Annotated in this window: 19 protein-coding genes; 10 read left to right on the top strand and 9 right to left on the bottom strand. The window is 71.7% G+C overall.

The annotated features are described in order from the left end of the window. Nucleotides 1-64: 64 nt before the first annotated feature. Both fabG and fabD read right to left on the bottom strand, forming a co-directional pair. Nucleotides 65-811: a 3-oxoacyl-ACP reductase FabG gene (fabG, locus tag G6N75_RS14300; protein ID WP_165349025.1), complete on the bottom strand. Its 747-nt coding sequence runs from the start codon at nucleotides 809-811 to the stop codon at nucleotides 65-67. A gap of 1 nt (nucleotide 812) precedes the next feature. Beyond that, a complete protein-coding gene (gene fabD, locus G6N75_RS14295) occupies nucleotides 813-1,754 on the bottom strand; it encodes an ACP S-malonyltransferase (RefSeq protein ID WP_165349024.1) in 942 nt (313 codons plus the stop codon). Nucleotides 1,755-1,916: 162 nt separating this feature from the next. Here fabD and gspG point away from each other — a divergent pair, with 162 nt between their 5' ends. Genes gspG through G6N75_RS14255 form a run of 8 tightly spaced genes read left to right on the top strand, consistent with a single transcriptional unit; the run spans nucleotide 1,917 to nucleotide 7,442 of the window. Next, nucleotides 1,917-2,381 (top strand): type II secretion system major pseudopilin GspG, encoded by a 465-nt coding sequence (gene gspG / locus G6N75_RS14290; protein WP_276611310.1) that lies wholly within the window; start codon nucleotides 1,917-1,919, stop codon nucleotides 2,379-2,381. After that, a complete protein-coding gene (gene gspH, locus G6N75_RS14285; protein ID WP_165349023.1) occupies nucleotides 2,350-2,922 on the top strand; it encodes a type II secretion system minor pseudopilin GspH in 573 nt (190 codons plus the stop codon). The genes gspG and gspH overlap by 32 nt, the downstream gene beginning before the upstream one ends. Further along, complete coding sequence (gene gspI, locus G6N75_RS14280) at nucleotides 2,919-3,443, top strand: type II secretion system minor pseudopilin GspI (protein ID WP_165349022.1); 525 nt, start codon at nucleotides 2,919-2,921, stop codon at nucleotides 3,441-3,443. The genes gspH and gspI overlap by 4 nt, the downstream gene beginning before the upstream one ends. Next, on the top strand, nucleotides 3,440-4,036 hold the full coding sequence (gene gspJ / locus G6N75_RS14275) for a type II secretion system minor pseudopilin GspJ (protein ID WP_165349021.1): 597 nt from the start codon (nucleotides 3,440-3,442) through the stop codon (nucleotides 4,034-4,036). The genes gspI and gspJ overlap by 4 nt, the downstream gene beginning before the upstream one ends. After that, entirely contained in the window at nucleotides 4,033-4,956 is a 924-nt protein-coding gene (gspK, locus tag G6N75_RS14270; protein ID WP_165349020.1) for a type II secretion system minor pseudopilin GspK, read from the top strand. Before gspJ ends, gspK begins: the two co-directional genes overlap by 4 nt. Before the next feature lie 13 nt (nucleotides 4,957-4,969). Further along, a complete protein-coding gene (gspL, locus tag G6N75_RS14265) occupies nucleotides 4,970-6,211 on the top strand; it encodes a type II secretion system protein GspL (protein WP_165349019.1) in 1,242 nt (413 codons plus the stop codon). Then, entirely contained in the window at nucleotides 6,208-6,696 is a 489-nt protein-coding gene (gene gspM / locus G6N75_RS14260; protein WP_165349018.1) for a type II secretion system protein GspM, read from the top strand. Before gspL ends, gspM begins: the two co-directional genes overlap by 4 nt. Then, nucleotides 6,693-7,442, top strand: a complete 750-nt coding sequence (locus G6N75_RS14255) for a type II secretion system protein N (protein ID WP_165349017.1) — start codon at nucleotides 6,693-6,695, stop codon at nucleotides 7,440-7,442. The genes gspM and G6N75_RS14255 overlap by 4 nt, the downstream gene beginning before the upstream one ends. Before the next feature lie 3 nt (nucleotides 7,443-7,445). On the opposite strand, the gene G6N75_RS14250 is transcribed toward G6N75_RS14255, so the two are convergent. From G6N75_RS14250 to G6N75_RS14225, 6 genes are read right to left on the bottom strand one after another with little or no spacing between them, the layout of a single operon-like run. Continuing rightward, the gene (locus tag G6N75_RS14250; RefSeq protein WP_165349016.1) at nucleotides 7,446-10,808 is read right to left on the bottom strand and encodes a UvrD-helicase domain-containing protein; all 3,363 of its coding nucleotides are present in this window, start codon (nucleotides 10,806-10,808) and stop codon (nucleotides 7,446-7,448) included. Beyond that, nucleotides 10,801-13,452: a PD-(D/E)XK nuclease family protein gene (locus G6N75_RS14245; protein WP_165349015.1), complete on the bottom strand. Its 2,652-nt coding sequence runs from the start codon at nucleotides 13,450-13,452 to the stop codon at nucleotides 10,801-10,803. Before G6N75_RS14245 ends, G6N75_RS14250 begins: the two co-directional genes overlap by 8 nt. A 44-nt stretch (nucleotides 13,453-13,496) precedes the next feature. Beyond that, nucleotides 13,497-15,611: a 4-alpha-glucanotransferase gene (malQ, locus tag G6N75_RS14240; RefSeq protein ID WP_165349014.1), complete on the bottom strand. Its 2,115-nt coding sequence runs from the start codon at nucleotides 15,609-15,611 to the stop codon at nucleotides 13,497-13,499. Continuing rightward, complete coding sequence (gene glgX, locus G6N75_RS14235; protein WP_346765541.1) at nucleotides 15,604-17,715, bottom strand: glycogen debranching protein GlgX; 2,112 nt, start codon at nucleotides 17,713-17,715, stop codon at nucleotides 15,604-15,606. Before glgX ends, malQ begins: the two co-directional genes overlap by 8 nt. Continuing rightward, nucleotides 17,712-19,628, bottom strand: a complete 1,917-nt coding sequence (gene glgB / locus G6N75_RS14230) for a 1,4-alpha-glucan branching protein GlgB (RefSeq protein ID WP_165349013.1) — start codon at nucleotides 19,626-19,628, stop codon at nucleotides 17,712-17,714. The genes glgX and glgB overlap by 4 nt, the downstream gene beginning before the upstream one ends. Continuing rightward, entirely contained in the window at nucleotides 19,625-22,045 is a 2,421-nt protein-coding gene (locus G6N75_RS14225) for a glycogen/starch/alpha-glucan phosphorylase (protein ID WP_165349012.1), read from the bottom strand. Before G6N75_RS14225 ends, glgB begins: the two co-directional genes overlap by 4 nt. A gap of 135 nt (nucleotides 22,046-22,180) precedes the next feature. On the opposite strand from G6N75_RS14225, the gene G6N75_RS14220 reads away from it, so the two are divergent. After that, nucleotides 22,181-22,843, top strand: coding sequence for an ABC transporter substrate-binding protein (locus G6N75_RS14220; RefSeq protein WP_165349011.1), 663 nt, complete (start codon nucleotides 22,181-22,183; stop codon nucleotides 22,841-22,843). Then, entirely contained in the window at nucleotides 22,840-23,637 is a 798-nt protein-coding gene (locus tag G6N75_RS14215) for a S1/P1 nuclease (protein ID WP_165349010.1), read from the top strand. The genes G6N75_RS14220 and G6N75_RS14215 overlap by 4 nt, the downstream gene beginning before the upstream one ends. A gap of 34 nt (nucleotides 23,638-23,671) precedes the next feature. Here G6N75_RS14215 and G6N75_RS14210 read toward each other — a convergent pair whose 3' ends face one another. Beyond that, nucleotides 23,672-25,225 (bottom strand): AbgT family transporter, encoded by a 1,554-nt coding sequence (locus G6N75_RS14210; RefSeq protein ID WP_165349009.1) that lies wholly within the window; start codon nucleotides 25,223-25,225, stop codon nucleotides 23,672-23,674. Nucleotides 25,226-25,246 lie beyond the last annotated feature (21 nt).

Here is a 25,246-nt window from a genome sequence, read left to right as displayed (position 1 = left end):
CTGCACCGCGCGCCGTATTGTAGGGGAATGTATCGGGTCGTTCTACACGGAGCCGGCCTGCCCCTCAAGCCATGTACATGCCGCCATTGATATTCAGCACCTCGCCCGTGATGTAGCCGGCGGCCGGCGAGCACAGGAACAGCACGGCCTGGGCGATGTCCTCTACCGCGCCCAGCCGCTCCAGCGGGATCTGCTGCACCAGCGCGCTGCGCTGCTCCGCCGACAGCGCGGCCGTCATGTCCGTCTCGATGAAGCCCGGGGCCACGGCGTTGACGGTGATGCCGCGCGAACCGACCTCGCGTGCCAGCGAGCGGGTGAAGCCGACCAGCCCGGCCTTGGCGGCGCAATAGTTCGCCTGGCCCGGGTTGCCCATCAGCCCGACCACGGAGCCGATGTTCACAATCCGCCCGCGGCGCGCCTTCATCATGCCGCGCAGGCAGGCACGGCTGGTGCGATAGAGCGAGGTCAGGTCGGTGTCGATGACCTGCTGCCAGTCCTCAATCTTCATGCGCAGCAGGAGCCCGTCGCGGGTGATGCCCGCATTGTTGACCAGCAGCGTGACGGCCCCTTCGTTCGCTGCGATCCCGGCGATGGCCTGCTCGACGCCGGCATCACTGCTCACGTCGAGCCGGATGCCGCGACCGCGGACGCCGGCAGCGGCCAGCGCCTCCGTGATGCTCGCGGCGCCGGCGTCGCTGGTCGCGGTGCCGACGACGGTGGCGCCGGCCCGGCCGAGCGTCTCGGCGATCGCGCGCCCGATACCCCGCGAGGCGCCGGTGACCAGCGCGATCTCGTCATTCAGCTGCTGCATGCTAGGCCTCCTTCGCCGCGGCGAGCGCGGCCTCCAGTGTCTGGGGATCGTCCACCGGCAGCGCAGCGAGGCCCCGGTCGATACGCTTCGCCAGGCCGCAGAGGACGCGTCCCGGACCGAACTCGAACAGCCGGCTGACCCCGGCCTGCTGCATCGCCTGCACGCAACCGACCCAGCGGACCGGGCTGTGCACCTGGCGCGCCAGGGCCGCCCGGATCTCGTCGGGGGTGCCGCGGGGCGCGGCGTCGATGTTGTGGTAGACGGGCGCGACCGGCGCGGTGATTTTCAGCTCGGCCAGGGCCGCCGCCAGCTGGGCGCCCACGGGGTTCATCAGGGCGCAATGCACCGGCGCGCTGACCGGCAGCGGCATTGCCCGGCGAGCCCCCGCCGCGCGGGCCAGTTCGATGGCGCGCTCGACGGCAGCCCGGTCGCCGGCAATCACGACCTGGCCCGGCGCATTGAAATTCACTGCCTCGACCACGCCGCCCTCGGCCGCCGCCGCGGCACAAGCGGCCTCGACGGCCGCGTCGTCCAGTCCGAGCACGGCGGCGACCGCGCCTGCGCCTGCCGGCACGGCCTGTTGCATCCATTGCCCGCGCAGGCGCACGACGCGCACCGCAGCGGCGAACTCCAGGCTGCCCGCGCAGACCAGGGCCGTGTACTCGCCGAGGCTGTGGCCTGCCAGCGCCGCCGGCCGCGGGCCGCCGTGCGCCTCCCAGGCCCGCCAGGCCGCGACGCCGGCCGCCAGCATGGCCGGCTGGGTGACTTCGGTCAGGTTCAGGCGCTCGGCCGGGCCATCCTGCACCAGCGCAGCCAGGTCATAGCCGAGGGCCTCGCCGGCTTCCTCGAACGCAGCGGCGGCGGCCGGCTCGGCCGCCAGCAGTTCGGCCAGCATGCCCACGGACTGCGAGCCCTGGCCTGGGAACACGGCGGCAATGGCCATCGGTTGCAACTCCTCTCCCCCGGGGCGGTCATTATAGTCAGAGCCGGCGCCGGCATGCGGCCTGCCACGGGGGAGCCCGCGGCAGCCATCTGATATCATCGCACCAGCTAATATTCTGCGCCCGGGCCCGTGCCACGGGCGCCACTGAGTCGAGGCCAAGACATGTTTCGCAACCGAATCGTCGCCATGGTGCACACGGGGCCCGCGCCCCTGCGCCAGTCCGGTTTCACCCTCATCGAGATCATGGTGGTCGTGGTGATCCTCGGGATCCTCGCCGCAATCGTCGCGCCCAACGTCATCAGCCGTATCGACGACGCGTCGATCAATCGTGCCAAGCAGGATATCCGGGGCATCGAGAGCGCCCTGAAGCTCTATTACATGGACAATTCGCGCTATCCGACCACCGACCAGGGCCTGGAGGCCCTGACGACGCGGCCGAACGACCCCTCGCTCCGCAACTGGCGCGGGCCGTATCTCGACAAGCTCCCGCGCGATCCCTGGAACAACACCTACCGGTACCTCTACCCGGGCCGCAACAGTGAATTCGATGTCTTTACGTACGGGGCCGACGGGGAGCCGGGCGGCGAAGGCATCAATGCGGAAATCGGGAACTGGTCTGTCTACTGAGCCCGGGCCTGCGGCCCGCCGCGAAGCGGGCTTCTCGCTGATCGAGCTGCTGGTGGTGATCGTCGTGCTGGCGATCGCCGCTGCCAGCGTGGTGCTCTCCACCGGCACGCTGCGCGCCGACGACCCGGTCGAGACCGAGGCGCGCCGGCTGGTGGCGCTGATGCGCTTCATCGCGGAGGAGGCCCTGATCCAGGGCCGGGATTTCGGCGTGGAATTTGCTCCCGGCACTTATCGCTTCCTGTCCTGGGACCCCGACACGCGCCTGTGGTCGGTGATCGACGACGAGGCCGCGTTGCGGGCGCGCGAGCTCCCGGCCGACCTCGAGTTCGCGCTCGCCATCGACGGCCGCGAGGTCGTGCTGGAACAGCAGCGGCGCGATCGCCCGGCGGACGAGCTCGTGCCGCAGGTGGCGATCTTTTCCAGCGGTGAGCTGACCCCTTTCGAGCTGTTCGTGGTCGGCGACTACGTCGCCGATGCCTGGCAAATCCGCGGCCTGGTCAACGGCGAAGTGGAGCTGGCCGGCCCGGGGAGGGGCCGGTGAGACGCGCCCGCGGGTTCACGCTGCTGGAGGTCATGGTGGCAATGTTCATCGTGGCCATCGGGCTGATCGCGGCGTACAACGGCGTGATCCAGATGGCCCACTCCACGACCACGCTGCGGGAGCGGGCCTTCGCCGACTGGATCGCCATGAACCAGCTCGCCGAGCTGCGCGTCGGCGGCGAGTTTCCCGAGGTCGGCCGCTTTGACGGCGACGTGGAATTTGCCGGGCGCGAGTGGCGCTGGGATGCCGCGGTGGCGGAGACGGGCGTCGACGGCCTGCGCCGCGTGGAGATCGCCGTCGCTTACCTCGATTCACCGGACCGGCCCGTGACCCTGATGACCGGCTTTATCGGCCGCGCGGCCGGCCAGCCCGCGCCCCCGCCGGTCGACTGGTGGGGCGCCGATGCCGGGCCGCCGGACGAGACGCCGGACGAGGACGAAGAGCCGGCGGACGATGAAGCCCCGGCCGAGCCGACGATCGAGCCCGAGCCCGAGCCGGAGCCGCCCGGGGAGGACGGATGAAGCGCGTCGCCGGCTTCACCCTGCTGGAAGTCCTGGTCGCCGTGGCGGTCTTTGCCATCGTCGGCATGGGCGCCTACGGCGGCTTGCAGGCGGTGATGGCGCAACGGGTCATCGCCCGCGAGAATGCCGACCGCTTCCGCGAGCTGCAGTTCGCCGTGCAGCAGCTGACTCGCGATCTGGCCCAGCTCAATCCGCGGCCGGTGCGCGAGCCGCTGGGCGACGGTTACCGCTCCGCGATCTACTCCGATCCGCGCGCCGAGGTCCTGCTCGAGTTTACGCGCGGCGGCTGGACCAATCCCCTCGGCCAGCCGCGCGCGGCCGTCCAGCGGGTCGCCTACGAGCTCGAGGAGGACCGGCTGCTGCGCCGCCACTGGTTCGTCCCCGACCAGACTCTCGGCGAGGACCCGGTGGAGCGCGAGCTGCTCACCGGCGTGCGCGACGTGCGCCTGCGGTTCTACGGCCCGGGCGGATGGCTCGAGCAATGGCCGAGCCAGGCCGGCGGCGATCCGGCGAATCGTCCCCTGGCGGTCGAAGTGGTGCTGGAGCTCGAGGACTGGGGCGAGATTCGGCGGCTGGTCGAGGTGCCGCAATGAGGCCGGTCGCGCGACAGCGGGGGGTGGCCCTGATCACGGCCGTGCTGGTCGTGGCGCTGGCGACCGCCATTGCCACGTCGCTGACCTGGGACCTGTTCCTCGACCAGCGCCGCGCCCAGGGCCGCATCACCGTGGACCAGGGCCTGATGTACAGCCTGGGCGCCGAGGCCTGGGCCAGCCAGGTGCTGCAGGACGACGCCGAGGACAACCAGGTGGATCACCCGCGCGAGCCCTGGGGCCTGCAGATCACGCCGCTGCCGATCGAAGGCGGCCAGATCCAGGGCCGGATCGAGGATTTGAACGGGCGCTTCAACCTGAACAACCTGGTCGATGCGCAAGGCGCGACGGATCCCGTGGCCCTGGATGCCTTCCGGCGCCTGTTGCAGGCCCTCGAGCTCGACGTGCGCCTCGCCGACCGCATGGCGGACTGGATCGACCGCGACCTGGAGCCGAATTTCCCGGACGGCGCCGAGGACGGGGAGTACCTGTCCCGGCAGCCGCCCTTCCGGGCCGCCAACCGTCCCGTCACCAGCCCCTCGGAGGTCCTGCTGGTATTCCCCGAGCTGGGCGCCGGGGGGTATGCCCGCCTGCGGCCTTACATCACCGCACTGCCGCGGGGCACGCTGATCAACATCAACACCGCCCTGCCGGAGGTGCTGATGGCCACTTCCGAGAGTTTCGGCTTCACGGAAGCCGAGCGGATTTTCCTGGATCAGCCCGAGGACGGCTGGCAGGACCTGGAGCAACTGGGCGAGATGATTCCCGAGGACGCACGCGCCGCGCTGGACGTCGCCAGTCAATGGTTCCGCCTGTCGGTGCGCGTCGATGTTGGCACCCAGCGGTTCACCATGTACAGTCTGCTGCACCGAAATCCGGGCGGCAGCGTGACCACCGTGCTCCGCAGCTTCGCCGACGAATGAAGGCCCCAGCGCCATGACCGAGACCCTAGTCATACGCCTCGATCCCGCCGACCAGGAGCGTGGCTCCTGGGTGGCGGTGGATGCCGAGGGGCGCCGCATCGGGGCGCCCGGCGCCGGGGCCCTGGCCGACGCCGCCGCGGCGGCTGCGGGCCGTCGCGTCGCGGTGCTGGTGCCCGCCGAGGACGTGCTCCTCACGCGCGCGGAGTTGCCGGTGCGCGGCGCCGGCAAGATTCTCAAGGCCCTGCCATTCGCGCTGGAGGAGCAGATCGCCGAGGACATCGAGGCCCTGCATTTCGCGGCGGGGCGGCTGCAGGGCCGCACAGTGCCGGCCGCAGCAGTCGACCGGGAGCAGCTCGAGGGCTGGCTGGCGGCGGTGCAAGCGGCGGGGCTGGAGCCCCAGCTCGTGTGCTCGGAGGCCGAGGGTTGCCCGGCAGCTCCCAATCACCTGAACTGGCTGCTCGACGAGCATCGCTGCCTGGCCCGTAGCGGCGACGGCATCCCGCTGCTGGTCGAGGTGGCGGCGGTCGAGGACGCGTTGCGTTACGGTCCCGGATTCCCGGGCGATGCGGAGCAAGCCCGCCACCTGTCGGTCTACGTCACTCCGGCCGCCATGGAGCGCCATGGCGCGGCCCTCGAGGCCCTGCGCGAGCAGGTCGCGACCGTGGAGATTCGCTTGCTGCCGGACGGGGTCCTGCCGCACCTGGCGGCGGGCATCGTGGCCCGCGCGCCCATCAACCTGCTGCAGGGCCCGTTCGCACCCCGGACCCAGGTCGATCGGCTGTGGCGACCCTGGCAGGCCGCAGCGGCACTGTTGGCCGTGCTGGCCGTGGTGGTGCTGGCGCGCCAGGGCCTGGAGCTCATGCAGCTGCAGCGCGAGGAAGCGCGCCTGGATGCGGCGATTGCCGCCGCCTTCCAGCAAGCGCTGCCAGGGGCGCGCATGGAGGACCCGCGCTTCCAGGTCGAGCGCCGGCTGGCGGCCCTGCGGGGGACGGCCGGTGCCGGTGACGCCGGTTTCCTTGAGGCGATCGAAACGGTGGGCGGCGCGCTGGCCGGGAACCAGGGCCTGAGCATCGAGTCGGTCAGCTATCGCAGCGGCGTGCTGGACCTGAAACTTGTGGCGCCGAGCGTGGAGGCGCTGGAAGCTTTTCGCCAGGCAATGATCCGAGACGGCCGCTACGCCGCGACCATCCAGCAGGCCGATCCGCGCGGCGACGGCGTCGAGGGCCGGATCCAGTTGACCGGGGAAGGCGCATGAAGGACTGGTTCCTCGGCCTCGAACCGCGAGAGCGGGTCTTCGTCGGCGGCGGGGCCGTGGCGGTGTTGCTGTTGCTGCTCTGGGCCCTCGTCATCAACCCGCTGCAGGCGTCCCGCGCCGCGACGGCGGAACGCGTGGAGACGAAGCTCGAAACACTGGCCTTCCTGCGAGCGGCCGCGGCGGAGCTGGCCGGTGCCGGCAACATGCCGGCCGCCGGGCCCGAGCTGGCCGGCCAGCCGCTGGTCGTGGTCGTGGATCGTACCGCCCGGGCGGCAGGCCTCGGGACGGCGCTCACGCGCAACCAGCCGGTGGGCGAGGACGGCATTCGCGTGCGGCTCGACGAGGCGTCCTTTGACGCGGTGGCGCGCTGGCTCGCGACGCTGGGCGCCACGGCCGGCTTGAGCATCGAAGCGGCGAGTTTCGACCGCACGCCCGCCGAGGGCCGGGTCAACGCCTCTCTCGTGCTGCGCCAGGGACTGCAATGATTGTCCGCCGTCGCCTTGTGCTGCTCGTGGCCGCGGGCCTGCTGGCTGCGCTCATTGCCGCCGCGGCGCATTTTCCTGCCCGCGTGGCTGCGGCCTGGTTCGCACCCCCGGCAGTCAAGCCCTGGGGCATCGAGGGCAGCATCTGGTCCGGGCGCGCCGCCGGCCTCGTGCTGCAGGGCCAGGAACTCGGCGCTCTCAGCTGGGACGCCAGCCTGCTGTCGGCGCTGGCGCTGCAACCGGCCTGGGACTTCGGGCTCCGGCGCCCGGATGGCTTCGCCGAGGGGCGCATCCAGGTGGGCCTGCTCGGCGGCCGTCTCGGCCTGGAAGATTTCCGCGCGGCGCTGGAGCTGGGCACCCTCCCCCGCATGGTGGTGCCCGAGGGCACTGCCGGCCAGGCGCGTATCGAGCTCGAGCGCCTCGCGCTCCGTGACGGCTGGCCCGTGGAAGTCGTCGGCTGGGCCACCGTGAGCGAGCTGGAGTTGCCGGGCGTGATCCTGGCGCTGGGGCCGTTCGAGTTCCGTTTCGAGCCGCAGGAAGGCCCGCCGGTCGGCCGGATCACGTCCCTCGGCGGGCCCCTGGCCGTCGATGGGCGGATCGAGTTGCCCGCGCCCCGCCAGTGGCGTTTCAGCGCCGAGCTGGCGCCGGGCGAGGATCCGCCCCGGGAGCTCATCGACGGGCTCAAGTTCGTCGGCGAGGACCTCGGCGACGGACGCCGGCGGCTCGAGCTCGGCAGCGAGCCCCAGTAAGGCCTAGCCCGCGCCGGGCGCCCAACTGCGCCACCCGGCGTGTTGCGGGAAGTAGAGCCCGAGCCGGATCGGCCCCTCGCGCCACGGCGCCAGCAGGCGGGCGTAGCGCTCCAGCTGTGCCCGGTAGCGTTCCTGTTCGCGGTCGAGGAACGCCTCCAGGTTCCCACCCTCGTGGCGCCCCGCCTTGTAATCCACGATCCAGAGCACGCCCGCCTCGTCGATGAAACTGCGGTCCACGATGCCGCTGACCAGCCGGCCCTCCAGCCAGCCGCTGACGGCCAGCTCGCTGCGGGCCTGCGCGTGGCCCGGATCGAGCAGCCAGCGTCCCCGCTCATCTGCGAGCGTGCCGCGCAATGCCGCCAGGCACTGTTCGAGGGCCGTGGGCAGCTCCTGCGGTCCCAGGCCCGCCTCCTGCAGCAGCGCGGCCAGCAGCGCGCGCCGGGCCGCCAGTCGCGGCTCGGGCCACTGGCCAGGCCCTTCCTCCGCGATGACCTGCAGCAGGCGGTGCACTGCCACGCCGACGGCCCGCGCCTGGCGACCGGACCAGTCGTACTCGATGCCGGCGGTCCGCTCCGCCGGCGGTTCCTCGACCATGGTCCACCCCACGGCAGGCGGCGGCGCCGGGGCGGCCCAGCCGTCTGCCAGTCGGCGCAGCACTGCTGGTGCGGCCGCGCCGGGCGCTGCGGCCGGTGGGCGGGCCGCAGCCAAAGCAACACGGAAAGCCTCGCCGCAGGCCGGCCACAGGCGGGCCAGGAGGCTCCCGGCCTGCGGTCTGAAGACTTTCCCGCCGTCCGGCTCGTCGGAACCAATGCCTGCGACGAGGTGGAGCTGGCGGATGGGGCGCGTGGCCGCCACGTACAGCAGGCGGTCGAGCTCCAGCTGCTCGCGTCGCGACTCCAGTTGCTGCAGGGCCCGGTGCAGGTCGTCCCGCTCGTCTCCGAGCGCCTCGATGGGAGCGAGAATGAGTTCGGGCCCTTCCTCCCGCGTCTGCTCGAGCCAGCGCAACAGTTGCTTCTCGTTGGCCCCGGTAGTCCGGTCGAGCGCCGGGAGCACGACGTGATCGAACTCCAGGCCCTTGGCCTTGTGGATGGTCAGCAGCTCGACGGCGTCGTCGGCCGCTGTCTCGGGCGCGGCGTACAGGTCCGCCAGCTGTGCGCCCAGTTCCAGGGGGTCGTCCAGGTCGCCGTGGCGGGCTGCCCGCTCGAGGAAGTCGAAAAAATTCTGGGCATCGGTCAGCTCCGAGGCGCGCTCCACGGTGGCGGGTCCGCCGAGGGCGAGCCAGGCGCCCTGCACTGCCCGGCGCAGGGAACGCCGGCCGCGCTCGCGCAATGCGGGCCGGAGCGCGGCCGCGACCCGGAGGGCGCGGTTGCGTCCCCCGGGCGACAGGCTCTCGAGGACCGCCGGATCCTGCAGGCGCAGCCAGACGTCGTCTTCCTTGTCCCCCGCCAGCTGTAATAAGTCGGTGAGCCCGAGCCCGCACCACGGGGCGCGCAGCGCGGCGAGCCAGGCGGTGCGGTCGGCCCGGTGGCACAGGGCGCGGGTGAGCGCCTCGAGGTCACGGATGGCCGGGGAGCCGGCGAGCGGCTCGATCTCGATGGCGCGACAGGGGATGCCGGCGGCGCGGAGCGCCGGATAGACCTGCGCCAGGTGGCGCCGGCTGCGGACCAGCACGGCGATGCGTCCCGCGTCCCCGGCTGCGCGCAAGGATTGGACGATGCGGCAGACCGTCGCCGCCTCGGCCTCGAAGTCCCGGGCGGGTACCGCGTGGCAGCAGACCGGCGGCACCCCCAGCGCCGGTTGCCAGGCAGTGGACGGGGCGAACGTGACGGCGCCGAGCGCCATGTCGTCCTGGCGCGGGAAGATCGCCGGAAAGACCTGCGACACCCAGTCGACCAGGGCGGCCTGGCTGCGGAAATTCACGCTCAGCTGCAGCGGCTCGAGCGGCAGGCTGCCGATGCCATGACGGCGGGCGCGGATGAAGCGGCCGACGTCGGCTTCGCGGAAGCGGTAGATCGACTGCATCGGGTCGCCGACGCAGAACAGGCTGTGGCCGTCTCCCGGCACCCAGCCCGCGGTCAGCCGCTCGAGCAGCTCGACCTGCGCCTGGGAGGTGTCCTGGAACTCGTCCACCAGCAAGTGCCTGATGCGCGCGTCGAGGGCCATGGCCAGGTCCGTGGGCTCTTCCTGCGCGCCGAGCGCATCGAGGGCGGCCCGGGCCACGCCGACGTAGTCGCTCTCGCCCCGCGCGGCGAATTCGACTTCGAGCATGGCCGCGGCGATCGGCAACAGCGCCAGCAGGTGCGCCAGGATGCGCCAGCGCGCATCGTCATAGGCCGGGTCCGGCAGGTCCGGCAGCCGCTGCACCGCTGCCGGTTCACCGGTGGCCGACAGCTGCTCGAGCAGGTCCTGCATGCGGGCTTTGTTGTCCCGGTCGGTGGTCGGGAAGCCTTCGCGCTTGGTGAGCTGCTTGCGCCAGGCGCGCTCGCCGGTCAGCAGCACCCGTGCCAGTGCACGCCACCGCGGCAGGTCCGCAGCGAGCGCCGCAGGCACGTCGGCCCGGCCGCGCCAGGGGGCGAGCCAGTCGAGCTCCGGCGAGTGTTCAGCTGCGCCGGCCAGGATTGCGGCGAGCTCCTCGAGCAGTTCCTCCGGGAGGCTGGCGCGGGCCCGCTGCAGCTCGTCTTCGACGAAATGACGCAGGGCGCGATCGAGCCTGGCGCGGAGCGCCCCGGGTTCCATCCGGCCCGGGCCGACGATCCGCCCCAGCCAGTGATCACGCGACCGCAGCAAGGCGACCAGCAGGTTTTCCGCCTGGCCGAAGCGCCCGCCCAGGTGTTGCAGCAAAGCGGCGGCATGCGAGCCGTGCGGCTCGGTGGTGCCCGCCGCGAGCAGGACGTCGCGGGCTGCCTGCCGGCAGGCGGGCTCGGGATCGTCGCTGATGACCGGTGCGGCGCCCAGGCGCGAGGACACCGGCAGCTGGCGCGCGAGCCACGCGTTGAGGGCGTCGATGGTCTCGATGCGCAGGCGCCGCGGATTGTCCCGCAGGCCCCAGTCCAGCGCCGTATCGCGGGCCAGCGCATCGCGGGCCAGCGTCCAGGCCCTTCGCTCGTAGGCGCCGGCGGGCGGTGTCGGATCGGCGCCGCGCTCCAGCGCCCCGAGAATGCGGTTGCGCATCTCGCCGGCGGCCTTGCGCGTGAAGGTGATCGCCACGATTTCCTCGGGCCGGTCGACTACGGCGAGCAATCGCAGGAAACGCTGGGTCAGCAGCTCGGTCTTGCCGGAGCCGGCGGGCGCTTGCACGATGAAGCTGCGCCCGGGATCGAGGGCGGCATCGCGCGCGGGCTGGTCCGCCGGCCGTCGCTCACTCATCGCCGATGGCTCCCGCGCGCAGCAATTCGTCGCGCCGGCACAGCACCGGCAAGGGGCAGTGCGCGCAACTCCCGTCGCGCTGCTGCGGGCGAAGCGGGTCGACGGGCGCCCGCCCGGCGGCGAAATCCTGCGCCAGGCCCGCCAGCACCCGGCGCCACTGCGCCAGCATTTCTTCCCACTCCGGCGCGGCGACAGCCACGGTTTGCTTCCCTGGCAGCAGCAGCGGGTCGTCGTCGCCCGCGCGCTGGCGGCCGCGGTAACCGACCTCGCCGGGCTTCAGGGAGCCGTAGGCCAGTGCGGCCACGGCCTCCGCCTGCGCGAGGGCATACAGCGGCATCTGCGGCTGGCCCGGCCGTTCGCCGTCCCAGTCTGCCGGCGCGGCCGCCCCGGTCTTGTAGTCGATGACGACCAGCGCCTCGCCCACGCGGTCGATCCGGTCCATGCGGCCGCGGATGCGCAGGAGCCCGAGTTCCAGCTCGAACGGGCGCTCACACCCGGCGATGGCGAACGGCGGCCGCTCGAGGTCCGCGGCCACGAGTTGTTCGATCACCTGGACTCCGGCCTCGAGCTCGATCTCGACCAGCCCCCGCGGCACGCCGGCCAGGTGCTGCGCGGCGGCCGGTCGCGCCGCGGCCCGAACCGCGGCCGTCCGGGCGTGCGGTTCGAGGCCGGCCGCTGTCGCCTGGCTGCCCCAGGTCTCCCACAGTCGTCGCAGCGCATCGTGGAGAAATGAACCCCGCTGGCGCGGGTCGACCCCGGCGCGGGCCGACTCGAGCGGATGCGCGCGCAGGCGGTGCAGTGCGAAGGCCCGGAACGGGCACGCGGACTGGTCGCCGAGCAGCGCGCTGCCGCCGCGCACCGCGCCGCCGAGCGGGGGCGCGTGCTGGTCCGTGAGCTCCTCTAGGCGCCGCGCCGCGAACAGGATTTCCGCGACGCCGGGGCGCCCCGACGCTCCTGCCCCGGGCACTCCCAGAGGCGCCAGCGCGGGGCTGGGCCGCAGCGGCTCATCGCCTTCCAGCAGCGGGTAGCTGAACCCGACCTGGCCGGCTGACGCTGCCAGGCGGGCCACCAGCCGCCCGGCCAGCGCCCGCTCCGTGTCCGGGCAGGCGCGCGGCATGGCGCGCTCGCGCTGGAGCGCGGCCGGCAGCAGCGCCGAGGGCCGCAGCGCCGCCGGCAATATGCCGTCGTGCAGGCCGGTCACCCACAGGGCATCGAATTCCAGCCCCGCGGTCTCGGGCATCCCGAGGACCTGGATGGGGACCTCCGGGCTTTCCGGCTGGAAGCGTCGCTCGGCGAGAACCCGGCGCAGCCGCGTCAGTGCCTCGGCCAGCGTGAGTCCGCCGGCGACCGCGTCCAGCCCGGCCAGCGCGTCGAGGGCCTCCGACCAGGCCTGCAGCGTCTGCCATTCGGCGCTGTCGAGCGTGGCCTCGCCGGGCCAGCCCAGCACGCGCAGGGCCCGGCTGAAATCGGCCGCCCAGCGGCTGGCCGGGCGCCGGCGCGGAGTCTCCGCCAGCAGCTCGAGGGCCTCGGTGAGCGCTGCGGCCAGGACCGGGCAGCCCGGCGCCCGCCCCTCGCCGCGCAGGCCGCGCAGCAGCGCGTCCGGCATGATCGGCTCGGAGCTATGCTCGCGCAGCCATGCTTCGAGCCGCGCCCGGTCCGGCCCCTCCGTGAGCGCGGCCGCGGTGAAGGGCGTGCGCAGCGCGCGGCTCACGGTCGCCAGGCTCATCGGCCCCTGGGCAAAAGCCAGCAGTTCCAGCGCGGCGGCAGCGAGCGGCGTTGCCCCGAGCGGCCGGGCCAGCGAGATATTCCACGGCCGGGGATCGTCGCCGTGCCCGGGCCAGAGCCGCGCCGGCGCGACCGCATCGTCGAGCAGCTGTTCCAGCACCGGCGCGTGGGCCTCGAGTTCGGGCACCACGATACCGATCCGGGCGCCGGGATCGGCTTCCAGTTGCTGCCGGGCCCACGCCGCGGCGGCGGCCAGTTCGGCGCGGGCGTCGCCGAACGCGAGCACCTGCGGGACCGGCCGGTGCCCGGCCGCTGCCAGCCGGTGCGCGCGCGCGCCGAGCGAGCTCACCATTGCCTGCTGCGCCGGCGTGAAACGATCGAAGCCGGCGAGCACGACCGGGTCTCCGGCCGTGCCGGCCAGCCCGGCCGCGACGACCCCTGCCAGCTGGGCGCCATCGAGTGCCTGGCGCTGGTCCAGTTCGCGCTGGTAGGCCCGGGCGACGCGCAGGAACACGCGGCAATCCTCGTGGGCCCGGGCGTGCAGCTCGCCCCAGGGCAGCCGCCACTCGTGTACCAGTCGCCACGCGTCCCTGAAGCCCTCGGCGACACCGGCGGACAGCAGCAAGCGGCTTGCCGTTTCGTCCCGGGCGAGCACCTGTTCCCACAAGGCGGCCGACTGGGTCTCGTCGAGGCAGCGTTGCGGCTCGCTAAGGCGCCCGAAGTCGCGCAGTTCCCGGTACTGGTGCTGGATCCAGGCTGACCACGGGAGGATGCGGGGGGTCGGCCAGCTCTCCCGGGAGGAGTGACGGGCGTATTCGAGGTGCAGCGCCCGGGCGAGTCGGCGCGTCGCCGTGACTACCCAGGCGCCCCGGGCCAGCATCCCGGGCAACTCCGCGCGACTGATCTCCGGTTGGTCCATGGGCACTAAATTAATAAAAACAATGGGCTATGAGTCTTAGTTGATTACGTTTCCAGGTTCCCGTCGGGCCCGTTCCCGGCGCGGGCAGCGTTGACCCGGGCGGCCAGGGTGTGCAGCCCGGGCGCTGCCATGAATTCCGGCCAGGGCGCGCCCAGCTTCCGCCGCCAGTTAGGGTAACTGGCGTGGGTGCCCGGCACATTCACCGGCGTGGTCTCGCCGAGCCAGTCTTCGGCCTGGAGCATGAGAATCGCCGCGTGGCTGCGGGCCGCGAACAACTGGGCGGATGCCGCGAAGGCCGCGGTCGGAACGGCTTCCGGGGCGAGGCTGCCGGCTTCGAGCAGGCCTTCCTCGCCCATGGCTTGCAGCAGGGCCTGTCGCGCCTCTTCCCGTGCCGCCAGTTCCTCGGGGGGCACTGCCGAATCCGGATACAGTCCGAGCGCGGCCCGCAGTGCCAGGTCCTTGCCTTCCCAGTAGCCGGCCAGCGTCGGCAGGTCGTGGGTGGTCGGCGTCACCAGGCTCTGGAACGGATACGCCGCCGGGGGGCGAAAGCTGCCGTCGGCCTCGCGCTCGAACATCAGCACGCGGTAGCTCAGCATGCCGAACTTCGCCATGGCGGCCCGGACCTCGTCGGGCACCGTGCCCAGGTCCTCGCCGACGACCAGGCACTGCCGGCGGGTACTCTCGAGCGCGACGATGGCCATCAGCTCGTCGAGGCGGTAGCGCACGTAACCGCCCGCTCCGGAGGATCGGCCGCGCGGCACCCACCACAGCCGCAGCAGGGCCATGACGTGATCGATACGCAGCGCGCCGCCGGCCGGCATATTGGCGCGCAACAGGCGGATGAAAGGGGCGTACTCCCGCTCGCGCAGCCGCCGCGGATGGCTGGGCGGAATACCCCAGTCCTGGCCCTGCGGCGCCAGCGGATCGGGCGGCGCCCCGACGCCGGCCGCGGTCACGAATACATCTGGCTCGGCGCGCACTTCGGCGCCACCGGGATCGGGCCCGACGGCGAGGTCGAGATAGAGCCCGATGCGCATGCCGGCGGCACGTGCCGCGGCTGCAGCCGCGGCGAGCTGGTCGCGGGCCACCCACTGGAGCCAGGCGTGCCAGCGGGCCTCCCCGGGGCGCGGCGGGGCGCTGCCGCTGCCGGGTTGCCGGGCGAAGCGCTCCAGCGCCTCGCCGCCCTCCGTCCGGAAGTCCTCGAAGGCCTGCCGCCTTGCGGCCGACGCCTCGGCCAGGAACCAGTCGTACAGCGCTCGCAGGATGCTGAACTTGCCGGCCGCCACCGCGGCGTACTCGACCCGCGGCGTGGCGCGCAGCGCCTGCAGCTGGCGCTGGAAGCCCGGGGCCGCGACGCTTCGCCGGACCGGGGTCGCGGTGGCGAATTCCGGCACCGCCTCAGGGTCGATGTACATGGGGTTCAGGAACAGGCGGCTCGAGGGGCTGTAGGGCGAGCAGCGGCCGGGCTCCTCGGGGAACAGGGCATGCAGCGGGTTGAGGCCGACCAGGTCGGCGCCCAGGCCGGCGGCGGCCGCCGCGAGGCCCGCCAGGTCCGTGAAATCGCCGATGCCCCAGTTGCGCCCGGAGCGCAGCCCGTAGAGCTGCACCGAGAGGCCCCAGCAGCGCTCGCCCGCGGCCAGGAACGGCGGCAGGTGACAGCGTTCGGGCGCTACCACCAGCAGTGTCGAACCGAGCGCGCCGCCGTCAGCCCGGCTCAGCCGGAGCCGGTGATACCCGGCGGGCAGCGCCGGCAGGCTGAGGCGCCGCCGCTGGTACCAGAGGCCGCCCAGCTCCCGCTCGCCCGCCAGCGGCCAGGCCCCAGGTTCGCCACTGCCCGCCAGCCGGCCGCCGTCCTCGCAGGCGATCTCCCAGTGCACGAGCGGCAACATGGGCGCGATCATGACGGTGTCAGCCTCCGCGGGACGACCCGCCTGGAGCGCCACGACCGGCGGCAGCACGCGGATCCATTCCTCGGCTTCGAGCCGGTCGGCAGCGGCGCGCACGGCGGCGGCGGTCGTCGTGTCGTGGCCGCAGGCCTCGAGCAGGCCGGCGAGCTCAGCTTCACCCAGCGCGTGCCGACGGCCGCGGTAATCCGTGAAGCCCGGCTCGATGCCGGCGAGCCCGGCCAGGCGCTCCAGTTCGCGGGAAAACTCACTCATGATCAGCAAGCACGGCGAGGGTCTCGGCCTCCAGCAGGTAGATGTGCCCCTTGCGGTAGCTGCCGGCCGGCACGGTCAGGCTGTCCTGGCCGGTGTCGAGCGTGACTTCCCAGGTGCTGCCGGAAATCGGCGCCGGGAGCATGAATTCGGTCGCTGCGGCGCCCGCGTTGAACAACACCAGGAAGTTGCAGGCCGGTTTCTCCCCTGCCTGGGCCGGCGGCAGTCCGGTGCCGTCCAGGAGCATCCCGAAGACGCGCAGCTCGGGCTCGAGCCAGTCCTCCTGCTCCAGCTCCAGTCCGTCCGCCCGCAGCCACACCACGTCCTTGAACCGCCCGGCACGCTGCTGCACGCCGGCGAGGAAGGCCTGGCGCCGGAACACGGCATGGTCGCGGCGCAGCCGCACCAGGCGGCGCGTGAACTCTTGCAGCGCGGCGCCGTCCCGCGCCGGGCGCCAGTTGACCCAGGCGAGCTCATTGTCCTGGCAGTAGGCGTTGTTGTTGCCGCGCTGGGTCCGCCCGAACTCGTCCCCGGCCTGGAGCATCGGCACGCCCTGGGACAGGAACAGCGTGGCCAGCAGGTTGCGGCGCTGGCGCGCCCGCCGGCGCAACACGTCCTCGTCCTCGGTCGGTCCTTCCACTCCATGGTTCCAGCTGACGGCGTGGCTGTCACCGTCACGGTTGCCCTCGCCGTTGTCCTCGTTGTGCTTGCGGGCGTAGCTGACGACGTCCGCGAGGGTGAAACCGTCATGACAGGCGACGTAGTTCACGCTGTGCTGGGGGCCGCGGCCATCGGCGCCGAACAGGTCGCTGGAGCCGGCCAGCCGCTCGGCCAGGCGCGGCACCTGGCCGGCGTCGCCGCGCCAGAACGCCCGCGCAGTGTCGCGGAAGCGATCGTTCCATTCGCCCCAGTGCCGGGGAAAACCGCCCAGCCGGTAACCGTCGGGGCCGAGGTCCCACGGCTCGGCGATCAGCTTGAGCCCGGCCAGCACGGGGTCGCCCCGCACCGCCCGGAAAAAGGCGCTGTCGGGATCGAAGTCCGCTGCTTCCCGCCCCAGCGTGGTCGCCAGGTCGAAGCGGAAGCCGTCCACGTGCATCTCGACGGCCCAGTACCGGAGGCAGTCCAGCACCAGCTCCTGCACGGCGGGCTGGCCGAAATCCAGCGTATTGCCGCAGCCGGTCCAGTTGACGTTGCGGCGCAGGTCGCCCGCTTCCAGCCGGTAATAGCCAAGGTTGTCGATACCGCGGAAGGACAGCGTGGGACCGTGCTCGCCGCCCTCCGCGGTGTGGTTGAACACCACGTCGAGGATCACCTCCAGGCCGGCGTCATGCAGGGCGCGCACCATTTCGCGGAACTCGCGCAGCGGGTCGGCCAGCGCGTAGCCGGGGTGCGGCGCGAAGAAGGCCAGGGTGTTGTAGCCCCAGTAGTTCTCGAGACCCCGCTCGCGCAGGTGGGGCTCGGTGACGAAGTGCTGCACCGGCATGAGCTCCACGGCGGTGATCCCGAGGCCGACCAGGTAATCCAGCACTGCCGGCTGGGCGAGGCCCAGGTAGGTGCCGCGCAGGTGCTGCGGCACGCCGGGATGCTGGCGGGTGAAGCCCTTCACGTGCAGCTCGTAGACGATACTCTGCTCGAGCGGGACGGCGGGCCGGCGGTCGCCCTGCCAGTCGAAAGCGTGGGGATCGGTCACGCGCGCCTTGGGCACACAGCCTGCGCTGTCGCTGAGATCCTGCCGCCATGGCTCGGCGGCCCCCTGGCTGTGGCCGTAGACCGCGGGTTCGTAGGCGAGCGTCCCCGACAGCGCCCGGGCGTAGGGGTCGAGCAACAGCTTGTGCTTGTTGAAGCGATGGCCCTGGCGCGGGGCATAGCGCCCGTGCACCCGGTAGCCGTAGACGAGCCCGGGCCCGGCGCCCGGCAGGTAGCCGTGCCAGGTGTCGCCGGAGCGCTCGGGCAGGCGCAGGCGCGCCAGCTCCCGGCGGCCGTCGGCGTCGAACAGGCAGAGCTCCACGGCCTCGGCGTGCGAGGAGCGCAGCGCAAAATTGACGCCGGCCCCGTCCCAGGCGGCCCCGAGCGGCCGCGGCCGGCCCGGCATGATCGTCCCCTTCACGGCGCCGGCACCAGGTAGACCGCGCCGAGCGGCGGCAGCGTCACGGCCACGGAGTCGTTCCGGCCGTGGCTCGGCAGGCCCGAGCCGCGGACCAGGCCCTGGTTGCCGACGTTGCTCCCCCCGTAAAGCTTCGCATCCGTGTTCAGCACCTCGCGCCAGTCGCCCGGCTGCGGCACGCCGAGCCGGTAATCCGCGCGCACCACGGGCGTGAAGTTCATGATGGCCAGCAGCCCGACCCGCCCGGCGCCGTCGCGCCGCGCGAAGGCCAGCACCCCGCGGGCGGGATCCCGGCATTCGAGCCACTCGAAGCCCTTCGAGCTCGCGTCCGCTTCCCACAGCGCCGGGGTGGCGCGGTAGCAACGGTTGAGGTCCTGCAGCAGGCGCTGCATCCCGGCGTGCCCGGATTCCGCCAGCAGGCCCCAGTCGAGCTCGGCGTCGTGGTTCCACTCCCGTTCCTGGGCCAGCTCCGTGCCCATGAACAAGAGTTTTTTGCCCGGGTGGGCATACATGAAGGCCAGGTAAAGACGCAGGTTCGCCAGTTGCTGCCAGCGGTCGCCCGGCATCTTGCCGAGCAGCGACCCCTTCCCGTGCACCACTTCGTCGTGCGACAGCGGCAGCACGAAGTTTTCGTTCCAGGCGTAGAGCAGCCCGAAGGTCAGCTCGTCCTGGTGGTAGCGCCGATGCACCGGCTCGCGGGCCAGGTGGCGCAGGGTGTCGTTCATCCAGCCCATGTTCCACTTGAAGCCGAAGCCGAGGCCGCCGTCGTAGGTGGGACGGGACACGCCGGGCCAGGCGGTGGACTCCTCGGCCATGGTCATGACGCCCGGATGCGCCCCGTGGATGACCTCGTTGAAGCGCTTGAGAAAGCCGATCGCCTCGAGATTCTCGCGGCCGCCGTAGACGTTGGGCGCCCACTGACCCGGCTCGCGCGAGTAGTCGAGATACAGCATCGAGGCGACGGCGTCGACCCGCAGCGCGTCGACGTGGAACTGCTCGATCCAGCACAGGGCGCTCGAGATGAGAAAGTCGCGCACCCATTCGCTGCCGTAGTCGTATACCAGTGTCTGCCAGTCCGGATGCCAGCCCCGGCGCGGGTCGGGGTCTTCATACAGGGGCGTGCCGTCGAAGCGCGCGAGCCCGTGGGCGTCGGTCGGGAAATGCCCCGGCACCCAGTCCATGATTACGCCGATGCCGGCGGCATGCAGCCGGTCGACCAGCAGGCAGAAGTCTTCCGGCGGCCCGAAGCGGCTGGTCACGGCGAACATCCCGGTGGGCTGGTAGCCCCAGGACGCGGCGAAGGGATGCTCGGCGAGCGGCATGAACTCGACATGGGTGAAGCCCAGTTCGACCAGGTACGGCACCAGCTCATCGGCGAGCTCCCGGTAGCTGAGCGGCCGCCCGTCGCGGTAGCGCCAGGAACCGGCATGGAGCTCGTACACCGCCAGCGGCTGGTCATTGCGATAGCCTGCATTGCGCCGCGCCTCGAGCCACTCGGCATCCGTCCAGGCGAACCCCGCCGGGTCCGGGACGATGGCGGCGTTGCCCGGCGCCTGTTCGCAGTAGTGCGCGAAAGGATCGGTCTTGAGCGGCAGCAGATGGCCGTCCGGGCCCTCGAGCTCGTACTTGTACAGGGCGCCGGGGCCCAGCCCGGGGATGAACAGCCGCCATTCCCCGCTATCCGCGCGCCGCATCGGCGCCTGGCGCCCGTCCCACTGGTTCCAGTCGCCCACCACGCTGACGCGGCCGGCATGCGGGGCATGGACGATGAAGCACACGCCGTCGTGCTCCCGGCCGGCATCGTCGCGCAGCCGCAGCGCGCGGGCGCCGAAATGGAGGTGCAGCCGGTTCCGGTCGCCGGCCGCCATGGCGGCCAGCGCGTTGCTGAAGGTCACGCCGGGAGCGCGTCCGGTCATGCCCCGATCGGCCCGGCGCGCCAGATGCCTTCGGCGTACTCCCGGATGGCCCGGTCCGAGGAGAACCGTCCCATGCTGAAGGCATTGCGTACCGCGCGCCGCGACCACTCCGCCGGATCGCGATAGAGAGCGTCGACGTCGGCCTGGGCATCGACATAGTCCTCGTAATCCGCCAGGCAGAGGAAATGCTCGCCGTCGGCCGTCAGGGCGTCCACGAGCGGTGCGAAACGCCGCAGCTCCTGCGGCGAGTACAAGCCGTCGCGCAGCTGGCGCAACACCTCGGCGAGTTCGGCGTTGTGGCGCACCAGCTCGATCGGGTAGTAACCCTGCGCGCGGCGCGCCGCCGCCTCCCCGGCCGTCAGGCCGAAGATGAAAATATTGTCGGGGCCCACGGCGTCGCGAATCTCGATGTTGGCGCCGTCCAGCGTGCCGATGGTCAGCGCCCCGTTCATGGCGAGCTTCATGTTGCCCGTGCCGGAAGCCTCCATGCCCGCGGTCGAGATCTGTTCGGACAGGTCTGCGGCCGGGATGATGAGCTCCGCCAGCGAAACGCTGTAGTTGGGCAGGAACACCACCTTGAGCCGGTCGCCGACGTCGGGGTCGGCGTTCACCACGTCCGCCACGTTGTTGATCAGCTGGATGATGCGCTTGGCCATCGCGTAACCAGGTGCGGCCTTGCCCGAGAAGATCACGGCCCGGGGAACCCAGTCGCGCTCCGGGTCCTGGCGAATCCGGTGATACCGGGTGATCACGTGCAGCACGTTGAGCAGCTGGCGCTTGTACTCGTGGATGCGCTTGATCTGGACGTCGAACATGGCCTCCGGGTCCAGCGCGATGCCGAGCCGGCGACGCACCTCGCGCGCGAGGCGCCGCTTGTTGTCGTGCTTGACCGCCCGGAACTGTTCCAGGAAAGCGGCATCCTCGGCGAGGGGCAGCAGCTCGCCGAGGCGCTGCAGGTCGTTCTCCCAGCCGCGCCCGAGGCGCTCGTCGAGCAGGGTGCTGAGGCCGGGGTTGGCGGCCCGCAGCCAGCGGCGCGGCGTGACGCCGTTGGTCACGTTGACGAAGCGCCCGGGAAAATGCGCATCGAAATCGGGAAACAGGGTCTCGCGCACCAGCCTGGAGTGCAGCTCGGCGACGCCGTTGACTTTCTGCGAGCCGATCACGGCGAGCCAGGCCATCCGGATGTGGCGGCCGCCGTGGCCGTTCTCGTCCACGAGCGACATGCGCCGGCGGCGCTCATGGTCCCCGGGGTAGCGCTCCCAGATCTCGTCCAGGAAGTCGCGATTGAGCCGGTAGATGATCTCGAGGTGGCGCGGCAGCAGCTTTTCCAGCATGCGCACCGGCCAGGATTCCAGCGCCTCGGGCAGCAGCGTGTGGTTGGTATAGCAGAACACGCCGCGGCAGATGTCCCAGGCCTGGTCCCACGCCAGCCCGTGCAGGTCGACCAGCAGCCGCATGAGCTCGGGGATCGCCAGCGCGGGGTGGGTGTCGTTCAGCTGGATGGCGATTCGCTCGGGCAGCGCCTCGAGCGCGAAGCCGGCGCCCAGGTGCTCCTGCAGGATGTCCTGCAGGCTGGCGCAGACGAAAAAGTACTCCTGCTTCACGCGGAGTTCCTTGCCCTCCTCCGTCGAGTCGTCCGGGTACAGGACGCGGGAGATGTTCTCGGCCTCGTTCTTGGCGTGGACCGCACCCTCGTAGTCGCCCTGGTTGAACAGCGCCAGGTCGATTTCCCGCGGGTCGCGCGCGCCCCAGAGCCGCAGGTGATTGACCGTGCGCCCGTTGTTGCCCGGGATGGGCGTGTCGTAGGCGACCGCCTCGAGGACCTGGTCGCCGATACAGACTTCGTAGCGCACGTCCTCCCGCTGCAGCTCCCACAGGTTGCGCAGGCGCAGCCAGGTGTTGGGAAACTCGAGCTGCTCGCCCTGCGGGCCGATGCGCTGCTCGAACAGGCCGTAGTCGTAGCGGATGCCGTAACCGAAGCCCGCCAGGTCGAGCGTGGCCATGGAGTCGAGGAAACAGGCAGCCAGCCGACCCAGGCCGCCATTCCCGAGCCCCGCATCCTGCTCTTCCTCGACCAGGCGCTCCAGCCGCACGCCGATCTCCTGCAGCAAGACGCGGGCGCTGTCGTCGAGCTCCATGTTGACGGCTGCATTCAGCAGCGTCCGCCCGGTGAGGAACTCCAGCGACAGGTAATAGACCTTGCGCGGCGCATGGGCCCGGATGCGGCGCTGGGTTTCGTGCCAGCGGCCCAACAGGCGATCGCGCAGGGTCAGCGCGACCGCGCTGTACAAGTCGTGCAGCGTCGCATTGCCGGTATCCTTGCCGACCCCGTAGAGCAGTTCTCGCAAGGCGTCCTGGCGCAGGCTGTCGGCGTCGAAGCCAAGGGGCTCGGGCAGGGGTAGCTTGGGGATATTCACTGGCTGCCGGGCCTCCTGGCCGGATGACAGCGCTGACTGCGCCGCGGGCGAGCATAGCAGAGGCGTCGGCCGGGACCCGAACGGCCGGACCGGCGGGATTGGCCTGGAACGGCGACTGCCCCGATACTTGGCTTCATGAGGCGAATTCTAGTGCTCACGGCGTTGCTTGTGTTGCCGGCCGGGGCCGCCGCCGAGCCGGCGGACGACGCGGAGACCGCGGTGCGCGCGCAGCTCGGGCGGCTGGCCGGCATCGTCGCCGCCTGTCGCCTGCCGCTGGCTGCCGACGCCGTGGCGCTGCGCAGCCTCGTGGCGCGGGAGTTGCGACCCGAGGCCGACGTGCTCCACGGGGCCCAGGTGGTGCTGGGCCGCCATTGGCAGGACGCCTCGCCGGTGCAGCGGCGGCGCTTCGCCGAAGCGCTGTTCGGGACCCTAGTCGCCCGCTACGCGAGCGGGCTGTTGTTGCTGACGGCCGATAACGTCCGTGTCCTGCCGGGGAGCGAGACCCAGCGTGACGGTACGGTCGCGGTGCAACTGGAGGTCGATGCCGGGCTCGCCCGGCCGCTCCCGGTCTTCCTGCACCTGCGCGCCCGCGGTGGTCGCTGGGTGGTCCACGACGCCCGCTGGGAAGGCCAGTCCTTTCTCCTGAGCCTGCGCCGGGTTTACGCCGAGCAGATCGCGCGCCGCGGGCTCGAGCGCGTCATCGAGTCGCTCGAGGCGACGGCGCCGGGCAAGCTCCCCCCTCCTGAGCGCCGCGCGACTGCGGCGGGACGCTGCCTGCTGGCGCTGGAGTCGGTGTGAGGCGCGGCCACGGCCTCGCGGCCGCGGCCCTGCTGATGGCGCTGGCGCTGCCCGGCCTCGCGAGGGCCTGGGGCCCGGAAGCGCACCGGGCGGCGGCGGCGGTGATGGTGGACCGGCTGTGCCCGGCGGCGCAGGCCGAGCTGCGCGCGGTACTGGGCGATTGGACCCTCGAGGCGGCGGTCGTGTGGCCCGACCGCATCCGCGGGGAAGACCGCTGGGCCCACACGCGCGACTGGCATTACATGAACATTGGCGACGACGTGCCGGTCACGCCGGATGCGCCGGTCGAGGGCGGCCGCATCCTGGCGGCGCTGCGGGAGCAGTTGGGCCGGCTCGAGGCCGGCCAGGTCGAGCCGACGGAGCGACGTGAGGCCCTGGCCTTCGTGCTGCACCTGGTCGTCGACCTGCACCAGCCCCTGCACGTGGGCCGCGCCGCGGACCGGGGCGGCAACGAGATCCGGGTCCAGTTCGACGGCCGCGAAACCAACCTGCACCAGCTTTGGGACGGGCGGCTGCTGCGCAGCGCGGGCCTCCGGACGGAGGACTACGCCCGGAGCCTCGAGCCGCTCGCCCTGCTGGGCGAGGCTGAGTGGGCTGCCGGCACGCTGGAGGGCTGGGCCGACGAGTCCAGGCGCCTGCGACCCTGGGTCTACGACTTCGATCACCGGCGCACCGTGCCGGGCATTTCGCGCCGCTATGCCGAGACCGGCCGCCAGCTGACGGCGATGCGCCTCGCCCAGGCCGGCGTCCGCAGTGCCTACCTGCTCAACCGGGCCTGGTGCCCGGCCGAGTGAGCCCGGTGGCGCAGCCACCGGGCCCTGGCCGCGATCAGTAGGTATAGGAGGCCTGGAAGCCCAACGGGATACCCAGCGCCCAGTAAATCAGCAGGAACGCCGTCCAGGCGACCAGGAACACCACCGAGTACGGCAGCATCATGGCGACCAGCGTGCCGATGCCGGCATTGGTCACGTAGCGTTGGCAGAACACCACGATGAGCGGGAAATACGGCATCAGCGGCGTGATGATGTTGGTGGTGGAGTCGCCGACACGGTAGGCGGCCTGCGTCAGGTCGGGGGAAATCCCGAGGCTCATCAGCATCGGTACCAGGATCGGCGCCAGCAGCGCCCACTTGGCCGAGGCCGAGCCCACCAGCAGGTTGACCACACCGGTCACCAGCACGATCCCGACCAGGGTCACCTGCGCGGGCATGCCCATGGCGCGAATGAAGTTCGCGCCCTCGATGGCGATGAGCGGGCCCAGGTTCGACTGGCCGAAGGCATAGATGAACTGGGCCGCGAAGAACGCCATCACCATGTAGTAACCCATGTCGCTCATGGCCTTGGTCATGCCGTGGACGACGTCGCGATGGCTCTTGAACTTGCCGGAGGCGTAGCCGAAGACGATGCCGGGGATGACGAACAACAGGAAGATCAGCGGCACGATCGAGCCCATCAGCGGCGACCCTGATCCGGCGAGCTTGCCCTCGGCGTTGCGCCACACCGAGTCCGCCGGCAGCGACGTCAGCACCAGCACGAGGATCATCAGTCCCATGGAAGCCAGCGCCCAGCGCAGCGCGCGGCGCTCCGCCGCCTCCAGAGACTCCATCTTCGGCAGGTCGCTGAGATCGCCGTCGAGCTCCGTATTCTGCAGGCGCGGCTCCACCACCTTGTCGGTGATGAACCAGCCAAGAGCGATGATCAGCAGCGACGACACTGCGGTAAAGAAATAGTTGTTCAGCGGGTTGATCAGCAGCTCCGAATCCAGGACCTGGACGCCGGCCTGGGTGATGCCGGCGAGCATGGGATCCACGCTCGAGGGCACGAAATTGGCCGAGAACCCGCCGGACACGCCGGCGAAGGCCGCGGCGATGCCGGCCAGGGGATGCCGCCCCGCGGCATAGAAAATCACGCCGCCCAGCGGCACCACGAGCACGTAGCCGGCGTCCACCGCGGTGTGGCTGATGATGCCGACCGTGATCACCATCGGCGTCAGTAGCCCGCGCCTGGTGAAGGACAGCAGCCCGCGCAGCGCGGCATTGATGAAGCCGGAATGTTCCGCGACGCCGATACCCAGCATCGCCACCAGCACCACGCCCAGCGGGGGGAAGGCCACGAATACCTGCACCATCTGCGCCAGGAAGCCGACGAAATCCTGCCCCGCGAGCAGGTTCCGGATCACCACCGGCTCGCCGCTGCGGGGATCGATGGCAGAGAACGACACCGGCGCCAGCAAGGCGGAAATGACCCAGGTGATTACCAGCGCCAGCAGGAACAGCACCGCGGGGTCGGGCAGCTTGTTGCCGGCGCGCTCGATCCAGTCGAGGATGCGCGCGATGCGGGGATTGACGGTCGCGTTTTCTGGTGCGGGTTCCGGGCTGCTCATCAACTGCCTCCTCTGCGCGAA

This window comes from Thioalkalivibrio sp. XN8 (assembly GCF_011058255.1).
In the GTDB taxonomy this organism is placed as follows: Bacteria; Pseudomonadota; Gammaproteobacteria; order Steroidobacterales; family XN24; genus XN24.
The sequence above is the reverse complement of the archived record's forward strand: the minus strand, read 5'-3'. Positions and strand labels throughout refer to the sequence as shown.